Source organism: Tibeticola sp. (assembly GCF_022759015.1).
GTDB lineage: Bacteria > Pseudomonadota > Gammaproteobacteria > Burkholderiales > Burkholderiaceae_C > Tibeticola > Tibeticola sediminis.
Window position 1 is genome coordinate 1 of sequence record NZ_JAEMQB010000065.1, and the last position, 7,864, is coordinate 7,864.

Annotated in this window: 6 protein-coding genes; 4 read left to right on the plus strand and 2 right to left on the minus strand. The window is 67.5% G+C overall.

What is annotated here, in order from left to right; translation table 11 throughout:
- Positions 1-328: 328 nt before the first annotated feature.
- Complete coding sequence (locus tag JHC36_RS03835; protein ID WP_287916078.1) at positions 329-1,567, plus strand: urate hydroxylase PuuD; 1,239 nt, start codon at positions 329-331, stop codon at positions 1,565-1,567.
- Positions 1,568-1,588: 21 nt separating this feature from the next.
- On the opposite strand, the gene JHC36_RS03840 is transcribed toward JHC36_RS03835, so the two are convergent.
- Positions 1,589-3,079: a carboxypeptidase M32 gene (locus tag JHC36_RS03840; protein ID WP_287916081.1), complete on the minus strand. Its 1,491-nt coding sequence runs from the start codon at positions 3,077-3,079 to the stop codon at positions 1,589-1,591.
- 100 nt (positions 3,080-3,179) lie between these two features.
- Here JHC36_RS03840 and JHC36_RS03845 point away from each other — a divergent pair, with 100 nt between their 5' ends.
- On the plus strand, positions 3,180-4,838 hold the full coding sequence (locus JHC36_RS03845; protein ID WP_287916084.1) for a bifunctional aminoglycoside phosphotransferase/ATP-binding protein: 1,659 nt from the start codon (positions 3,180-3,182) through the stop codon (positions 4,836-4,838).
- Between the two features lie 49 nt (positions 4,839-4,887).
- Here the strand turns inward: JHC36_RS03845 and JHC36_RS03850 are convergent, their stop codons facing one another.
- Entirely contained in the window at positions 4,888-5,913 is a 1,026-nt protein-coding gene (locus tag JHC36_RS03850; RefSeq protein ID WP_287916088.1) for a PAS domain-containing protein, read from the minus strand.
- Between the two features lie 216 nt (positions 5,914-6,129).
- Between JHC36_RS03850 and JHC36_RS03855 the strand changes: the two genes are divergently transcribed.
- Together JHC36_RS03855 and JHC36_RS03860 are read left to right on the plus strand one after the other, a co-directional pair.
- Positions 6,130-6,756, plus strand: a complete 627-nt coding sequence (locus JHC36_RS03855) for a Crp/Fnr family transcriptional regulator (RefSeq protein WP_124223560.1) — start codon at positions 6,130-6,132, stop codon at positions 6,754-6,756.
- A gap of 104 nt (positions 6,757-6,860) precedes the next feature.
- On the plus strand, positions 6,861-7,406 hold the full coding sequence (locus JHC36_RS03860) for a DsrE family protein (protein WP_287916092.1): 546 nt from the start codon (positions 6,861-6,863) through the stop codon (positions 7,404-7,406).
- The last annotated feature ends 458 nt before the right edge of the window (positions 7,407-7,864 follow it).

A 7,864-nucleotide genomic window follows, 5' to 3' on the forward strand; every position in this document is an offset into this window, starting at 1 on the left:
AATTGGTCATGCCCGCTTTGACGCCCCAAAACACGCCAGAGGGCGTTGCAAATGCGCGCCGTAGCCCGAGCTACGGCTGTGCTTTGCGCCTACTCGGGCGCGTTTTGGGGCGCCCCTTCGGGCACGCCCAATTCCCTCTCTGCCTCTGAGCCGGTCGGGACGGACGTCGTTTCCGTCGGTTACCGCCGGATCCGTCTTTGTATACACTTACGTGCACAGGTCGCAGCGGTGCGGATGTCGGGGTGCGGGCCGAGAGCCCGTCTGGCTTCGTGCGCGACCGTTTGGTGGTTCACAGCGCCCGCAGTGGTGAGCCGCCCGGAGTCCGTTGATGGAAGCCTATCTGCTCGACTGGGCCAATCTGCTGCTGCGCTGGCTGCATGTGATCACGGCGATTGCCTGGATCGGCTCGTCGTTCTACTTCGTTTTTCTCGACAACAACCTGGTCAAACCGAAGTCGCCCGACCTGCTCGAAAAAGGCGTGGACGGGGCGATGTGGGCGGTGCACGGCGGGGGCTTTTACAACCCGCAGAAGTACATGGTGGCGCCCAAGAAGATCCACACCGAACTGCACTGGTTTTATTGGGAGAGCTATTCGACCTGGCTGTCGGGTTTTGCGCTGTTCACCGTGCTCTATCTCTGGAACGCGGGCACCTTTCTGGTCGACAAATCGCTGATGGACTGGAGCGCGGGCGCAGCGGTGGCGGCGGCGCTGGGCTTTCTGGTGGCGTTCTGGCTGATCTACGACCGCATCTGCCGGTGGTTTGGCTTTCGCGAAAACGGCGAGCGCATCGTCGGTGTGTTGGTGTTGATCGTGGTGGCGTTTGCGTCCTGGCTTGCGTGCCAGTGGTTCGCGGGCCGTGCGGCGTTTTTGCTGGTGGGCGCGATGCTGGCTACGGCCATGAGCGCCAATGTGTTCTTCTGGATCATTCCAGGTCAACGCAAGGTGGTGGCGGCGATGACCTCGGGCGCGCCGTACAAGGCGGCGGACCTGGCGATCCACGGCAAGCGCGGCAAGCAGCGCAGCGTGCACAACACCTATTTCACGCTGCCGGTGATCTTTGCGATGCTGAGCAACCACTACGCCTTCCTCTACACCCACCGCTGGAACTGGCTGATCCTGATCCTGATGATGCTCTCGGGTGCGCTGATCCGGCAGTTTTTCGTGCAGCGCCACGGCTGGCGGCACGGACGCGCGGCGCACCCCTGGCCGTGGGCGGCGGCAGGCGTGGTGATCATCGTCGCGGTGATCGTGGGCTTGCGCGTGCTGCCGCAGGAAAATCCTAAAAAGATAGCAACAACCGATCATTCCACGCCGGCATCTACGGGAAAAAGTTCCAAAGACAGCTTTCCGGCGGTGCAGGCCATCATCACCCAGCGGTGCACGAGCTGCCACGGCTCGGATCTGCAGTTCAAGAACATCCGGCTCGACTCGGAGCCCGCCATCCGCGCGCAGGCCCAGGCCATCTACCAGCAGGTGGTGGTGCTGCGCCAAATGCCGCTCAACAACGCGACCGGCATCACCGAGGCCGAGCGCGCGCTGATTCAGGAGTGGGCTGAGGCGCGCTGAAGCGGCGGACTCGCGGTACGTTCAGGCGTTCAGGTAGCGTTGCTCGAGATGCGCGCGGAAATGCGCCGGGTTGAGCGCTTCGTCGGTGGCGCGGCGCACCAGTGTTTCGGTCGGCCACAGGCTGGCCTGGCTCCAGATGTGGGTGTGCAGCCAGTCGAACACGGTTTGGAGTTCTCCGGCGGCGATTTGGCGGTCGAGCTCGGGCGTCTCACGCCGCATGGCGGCAAACCACTGCGCTGCGTACAGTGCGCCCAGGGTGTAGCTTGGGAAGTAGCCAAACGCGCCGAGCGGCCAGTGGATGTCTTGCATGCAACCGTCGCGGAAGTTGCTGCGGGTGTCGAGGTCGAGGTAAGCACGCATCTTTTCGTCCCAGAGCGCGGGCACGTCGGCGGCTTCGATTTCGCCGTCGATCAGCGCGCGCTCGATCTCGAAGCGCAGGATGATGTGCGCGGGGTAGGTCAGCTCGTCGGCGTCGACGCGGATCAGGCCGGGCTCGACGCGCGTGTAGAGCCGCGCGAGGTTCTCGGGCTCGAGTGCGGGCTGCGCGCCCAGGTGCTCGCGCAGCAGCGGCGCAAGATGCGCGAGGAAACCCGGGTGCCGGCCCAGTTGCATCTCGAACGCGAGGCTTTGACTTTCGTGGATGCCCATCGAACGCGCTTGGCCCACGGGCAGGTGCACCCAGGCGCGCGGCAGGTTCTGCTCGTAGCGGGCATGGCCGGTCTCGTGGATGACGCCCATGAGGCTGCGGGTGAAGTCGTCCTCGGTGTAGCGCGTGGTCACGCGCACGTCCTCGGGCACGCCGCCGCAAAACGGGTGGGTGGAGACATCGAGCCGCCCGCCTTCGAAGTCAAAGCCGAGCCGCTGCATGACGGCGAGCCCGAGTGCGCGTTGGCGCTCGACCGGAAACGGCCCTTGCGGCACCCGGGCTGGCTCGTTGGCCTGGCGCTCGCGCACGGCGCGGATGAGCCCGGGCAGCCAGGTTTTGATCTCGGCGAACAGGCGCTCGATGTCGGCGCTGCGCATGCCGGGCTCGTACTTGTCCATCAGCGCGTCATACGGGCTGATCCCGCGCGCCTGCGAGAGCAATTGCGCTTCTTGCCGCGCGAGCGCGACGACCGGGCCCCAGTTCTCGAGAAAACCCGCCCAGTCGTTGGCCGGGCGCTGGGTGCGCCAGGCGTGCTCGGCTTTGGACGTGGCGAGGCTTTGTGCTTCGACCAGGGACTCGGGCAGAGAATTGGCCGCATCCCAGGCCCGACGCATTTCGCGCAGGCTTGCCTGCTCGAACGCATCGAGCGCCTCCGTCTGCGCGGCGTCCAGCGCCGACCGCAGCTTGGGGTCGGTCAGCGTCTGGTGCATGAGCACCTGCAGCTCGGCGAGTGCCGCGCCGCGCGCGGCGTTGCCTTTGGGCGGCATCATCGTCGCTTGGTCCCAGCCGGCAATGGCCGAGAGATGTCCGAGGCGGTAGAGCCGGGTGAAGGTGGCGCTGAGCGCGGCATAGGCGGGGTGGGTCATCGCGCCATTCTGGCATGGGGCCAAGGCGCCGACGGCCGGGAGATGCGGCGCGCGGGGGACTTGTTCGGCGCTGCATCAGCCTTGCCTTTATCCTTACCCAATGCCGACAACTGCTGCTACCTCTGGCCTGCACCCCGCGCCCGAGCTGACGCTGGCCGACCACGAGTTGCTGGTCGCGTCTTTGCGCACGCGGCTTGGCGCCGACAGCGTGGTGCAGACGCCGATTTCGAGTGTGCTGCTGAGTGCGGACCGCGCCTGGAAGCTCAAGAAGCCGGTGCGCCTCGCCTTCATCGACTGCAGCACGGCCGAGCGCCGCGCGCATTTCTGCGCCGAGGAGTGGCGCCTCAACCGCCGCACCGCCGCGCCGCTCTATCTCGGCGTGCGCGCGGTCACGGGGACCTTGCAGGCGCCCGAAATCGACGGCCCGGGCGCGCGGCTCGACACCGTGGTCGAAATGCGGCGTTTCGACGCGGGCGAGGAACTGCGCGCGCTGGCGCGACGCGGCGCGCTCGGGCCCGAGCTGGTGGACGCGCTGGCGGCGCATCTGGTGGGCTTTCACCGCAGTCTGGAGCCGTTGCCCGAGTCGCAGTGGCCGCGCAAGCAGCCGTGGGATTGGGCGCGCGAGACGATCGACGAGCTCGAGGCGATGGCTGCTTCGGGCGCTTGCGGCACTTGTTCGAGTGTGGGCGGCTTGCAGGCGCTGCGCGAGCGGCTCGGGGCGGCGTTCGCGACGCTGGCGCCTGCGCTCGAAGCACGCGCCCGGGCCGGTCATCTGCGCGAGGGGCATGGGGATTTGCATCTGGGCAATCTGGTGCGCTGGCAGGGCTCGGTGATGGCGTTCGACGCGCTGGAGTTCGAGCCCGCGCTGCGCTGCATCGACTTGGTCTGCGATGTCGCGTTCACGTTCATGGACTTGCTCGCGCATGGGCTCGACGGTCACGCCTGGCGCTTCATCAACGCCTGGGCCGAGGGCATGGACGAATGGCTGGGCCTGTCGGCCTTGCGGCCGTTTGCCGCCTACCGCGCCTTGGTGCGCGCCAAAGTGGCGGCGCTGGCCGGGGAGGGCGCGGCGTTCGATCGGTATTTCGCGTTGGCTGCGACCCTAGCGGCACCGCCGCCGAGGCCCCGGCTCGTGGTCATGACGGGTCTGTCGGGCTCGGGCAAGTCGGCGGTGGCCGCGCGCTTGAGTGAGCGGCTGGGCGCGCTGCGGCTGCGCTCGGACGTCGAGCGCAAGCGGCTGATGGGCTTGGCACCGACCGAGCGCGCCGCGCCGGGGTCGCTGCTGGCCCAGCGGCTCTATGGCGCGGAGGCAACCGCCGCCACCTACGCGCGGCTGCTGAGCCTTGCGGACGCGCTGCTGCAGGCGGGGCATTCCGTCGTGCTCGACGCCGCTTTTTTGCGCCAGCACGAACGCGCCGCGGCCCAGACGCTGGCGGATCGGCGCGGCGCGGCCTTCGCGCTCGTGCATTGCTGGGCCAGCGTTCCGGTGCTGCGCGCGCGGCTGGCGGCTCGGGCGCAGCACGGCGCCGATCCGTCCGACGCGACCGAAGCGGTGTTGGACGGGCAGCAAGGGGTGGCCGAACCCTGGCCCGCGGACTGGGCGCCATGGGTGCATGAGATCGACAACCGCGGTGACGAGGCCGCCCTCGACGCGGCTGTCTCGCGCCTCATGGCCGACTGGACGCGCAACGGGGCCGGGCGGGCTGCGGAGGCTCCCGAAACACAAGTTCTCAGGAAAAACGGCGGAACGCCGGCGTGATTCGGTCTTGGTTTGCTATCAAAAAAGGATCGAAGAGATGCGGCTTGCCCTACGCCGTCGCTTCGATCACGATGCCGATGAAGCGCATTCGGCCGTCGGCGTCCACCAGAGGGCGGCCTCGGGCGCTGAAAGCGCGGTACTTGCCGTCCATGCAAAGGATGCGGTAATCATGCGCAAAGGGCAGGCCCGCCTTCATGCTGGCGGCCTCGGCGGCGAGGATGGTGTCGCGGTCTTCGGGGTGCAGGCGCTTGCGGAAGTCGAACTCCTGATGGAAGGTCTCGAGGTCACCCTCCCAATGCAGCAAGCGCGCGTAGGCCAGGTCGTAGCGGGCCGAGCCGGTTTCGACGTCCACGCTCCAGATGCCGGCATGGCTGGCTTCGAGCGCCATTTCCAGCTTGGCGTGTTCGGCGCGTGCCGCCGCGTCGCGCTGCTCTTGCTCGGTAATGTCGGTCACGACCGAGACGATGCCCCGCAGCCGTTTGGGTTCGCTGGAGTAATAGATCGGCGACATGCGCACCCAGGCTCGGCTGGCCGGTCGTCCATACGCGGCGGGCACATCGACCCGTTCCTCGACACTCTCTTGGGTGTCGATCGCCCGCTGCTCGATCGCCGCAAGGGCCGCCACGAAGGCCGGGGGGAACAACTCCTGCGGGCGGTGGCCATACGCGTGCGCGGCCCGCAGCCCATAACGCTGCTCGGCCGCGCGGTTCCACAGCACGTAGCGGCCCTGGGCGTCCCGCACGGCCGCCGGATCGGGCAGCAGATCGATCACCTCGAAGAGCCGTCGCACCATGCGCTCGCCCCCGAGTTGGTGTTGACGCTGTCGGCGACCCAACTGCCAGCCGATCGCCCCGGCAATCAGGCTGAAGCTGAGCACCCAGGCGGCCGACGGCAGGTCCGGAAGACCCACGGCGGCCAGGTCCAGCGTGTACGGACTGGGCCAGGCGTCGGGCACGGTCGCCACGGCGGCGCCGAGCAAGCCCTGCCCCAGGCCCGCCGAAACCCCCCAACGCCAGGGGTGGATCGGACGCTCCATCAGCTGCAAATGCGGGGGCAGTTCGGTTCCGGGCTTCATGGTTGGAAGGCGGCTCAGGCGCGCGAGGAATCCAGCGAGCGGGGGACGAGATCAAGTGATCTTCAAGTGATCTTCGGTGTCCAGTTTAATCGGCAAGGCCTGGTCCGACCAAATCCAAAGTCCTCGAGCACAGCAGCGACGACGCGGTGAAAAGCCGCGTGCGGTTTGATTTGTCTCAAGGCGGTGCGGGGTCGGGGCAGGCACATTCGGCGCACGATGTTTGCTTTGATGTCCCTCGAGTCTTCTGGCTTGGCGCAGTCGTTGCCGCCGGGGCAGGTCGTGCTGCGGCGGCAGCAACCCTTGGCGGAAGTGACGTACCTCGAGTCCGGCCGCGTGGCGCTCGGTTTGCTCGACGGTTCGGAGATGCCGCATGTGCTCGGCGCGGTGCAAGGGCCGTTTTGGCTCGATGCATCCTCGGCGGTCTTGGGTCTACCCAATTTGGTTGACGCCGTGGCTGAAAGCGAATTGGTCATTCGGCGCGTGCCGCTCGCGGCCTTTCTGCGGGCCACCGCGACGCTGCCCGACGCCGCGCAGACCGTGTTGCGCGACATTGCCCGCGCGCATCGCCAGCAGACGGAGATGGCGGTCAGCCGTCTCGTCAAAGACGCCGAAGCCCGTTGCGCCGAGTGGCTGCTGCGCCACGCCGAGCCGCTGCCCGAGTCCGGAGGCCTCGCTGTCCTGCTGCGCGAGCGCAAACGCCAGATCGCGCAGCAGCTCGGCATCGCCCCGGAGACCTTTTCGCGCGTGCTGCGTCATCTGCGCGAACGCAGCCTCATCAGCGGCTCGGGCCGGGTGCTCAACCTCGTCGATCCGAGCGGCTTGCGCTCGCTCGCGGGGGTCTGAGCGAACGCTGCAGTCCCTCTCGTCCGCCGGGCGAGGACTGGTCCAGCGTTGCCCCTAGCGTCGCTGCGCTCTACACTGGGCCGGCACCCACCCAGGAGCCCGCCATGAGCCCGTTCCCAAAGCTTCGAACCCTCGCCCGCCGCGTCGCCCTGGCGACCCTCATTCTCGCCGCCGCCGGCTTGGCCGCTGCGCCCGCGCAGGCCCAGGCGCAGCGCGTGCAGACGCCCTATGCGAAGCCCAAGGTGTTGTTTGACATGTACCTCGACCATCCCGACAAGATGGCGACCGCGCTCTACTGGGTACGTTCCTTCGTCAACCCTTTGACCGAGGCGCCCTACAGCTTCTTCGACGAGGACATGAAGGTCATCGTGTTGCTGCACGGCACCGAGATCGTCACCGTGGCCCGCAAAAACGAAGCGCGCTATGCCGAGGTGGTTCAGCGCATGCGCTACTACGCCGAGCGCGGCGTGAAGTTCCGCGTCTGCGGCCTCGCGCTGGCCGACTACGGCTACACCCCCGAGGAATTGCAGCCCTTCGTCGAGGTCGCGCCCTCGGCCATGACCGAACTCGTGCACTGGCAGAACCAGGGCTACGCGCTGGTCATGCCGCAGGTGGTCGATAAGAAACTCTCGATCGAAGCCATACGCTGAGCCTAAGGCAACGCTGAACAAGTCCCTCGCGCGCCGCGCATCCCGGCTGCGGGCGGTCTGCGTCGTTGCAAATCCTCGCCATAGCTGCGGCTATGGCTGCGGTTTGCGCCTCGCATCCCATCCCGCGGCCGGGCGCGCGCCATCGCAGGAACTTATTCAGCATTGCCCTAAATCCGGCAGTTGACCGCTTTTCGCTGAACGCAAGGTGTTGTTGTTCCACTGGTTTTTGCTGCGGAGGCGGGTCACCGCTCGGGGGAGCGCTGCGCACCCGGTCGAGCCACCCTCGGGCTCGGGGGGCGGCGTTGCAAATCCTCGCCATGGCGCCCGCCATGGCTGCGGTTTGCGCCTTGCCCGCGCGCCCGATGACGGCCCGCCCGGGCACGCCCAACAACTGCCGGATTTAGGCTGAAAGCTCTGGCTTTGTCCCGCGTCATGGCGGCGTCACCGGAAGCGGATAG

Coding starts and splice junctions, on each gene's coding strand:
- JHC36_RS03835 (WP_287916078.1), top strand. CDS start 329: ATGGAAGCCTATCTGCTCGACTGGGCCAATCTGCTGCTGCGCTGGCTG.
- JHC36_RS03840 (WP_287916081.1), bottom strand. CDS start 3,079: ATGACCCACCCCGCCTATGCCGCGCTCAGCGCCACCTTCACCCGGCTC.
- JHC36_RS03845 (WP_287916084.1), top strand. CDS start 3,180: ATGCCGACAACTGCTGCTACCTCTGGCCTGCACCCCGCGCCCGAGCTG.
- JHC36_RS03850 (WP_287916088.1), bottom strand. CDS start 5,913: ATGAAGCCCGGAACCGAACTGCCCCCGCATTTGCAGCTGATGGAGCGT.
- JHC36_RS03855 (WP_124223560.1), top strand. CDS start 6,130: ATGTTTGCTTTGATGTCCCTCGAGTCTTCTGGCTTGGCGCAGTCGTTG.
- JHC36_RS03860 (WP_287916092.1), top strand. CDS start 6,861: ATGAGCCCGTTCCCAAAGCTTCGAACCCTCGCCCGCCGCGTCGCCCTG.